At 51.4% G+C, this 564-nt stretch carries 1 protein-coding gene; it reads right to left on the minus strand.

The annotated features are described in order from the left end of the window. Positions 1 to 564: hypothetical protein (locus P0G09_RS15485; protein WP_275253093.1), on the minus strand; the 564-nt coding region annotated here is incomplete at both ends.

Genomic DNA, 564 nt, shown 5'->3' on the forward strand with positions numbered 1-564 from the left:
AGTAGTCATCATAAAGATCATCCCAGATAGCAAAAAGCGGCATTTTACCGTCAACGACTTTTCGGACAGAGAAACGTTCGTATTCAGGCACTTCGGATTCCTTGGCGATGGCTTCTGCCTGCGCCAGCATTTTATCCACACGCTGAGCAGTCGCACTCTGTCGCAGCCCCTGCTCAAACTGCTGCTTGTTAATAACCTCATTGTCCCAAGACTGCCCGTGCGCACTGGTGTCGATGCGCACATCGGTTTCGCCAACATAGCCGATGGTACCTTCAATCGTTCTGGTGGGCAGGTCTACCACAACTTCATCCCCGACATTGTAGTTGGATGCTTCCTGTCTGGTAGCACGCTGTTCCTTTTCCTCATCTGTCAGATAGCGGTCGGACTGAATCATAAGGTCGATATACTTTTCCACCTGCGCCCATTTCAGGGTGATTTTCTGGTGGTCGGGATAATGAACAAATTCCAGACCCTTCCAGTCGTGGTTGACGAAGCCTCGACTGCCATCCAGATAATCGTGGGAGTGCCCACCGATGCCGTACTCCTTTGCCAGTGCTTTGGCAC

The sequence above is a fragment of the Faecalibacterium sp. DFI.5.82 genome, assembly GCF_029076575.1.
In the GTDB taxonomy this organism is placed as follows: Bacteria; Bacillota; Clostridia; order Oscillospirales; family Ruminococcaceae; genus Faecalibacterium; species Faecalibacterium duncaniae.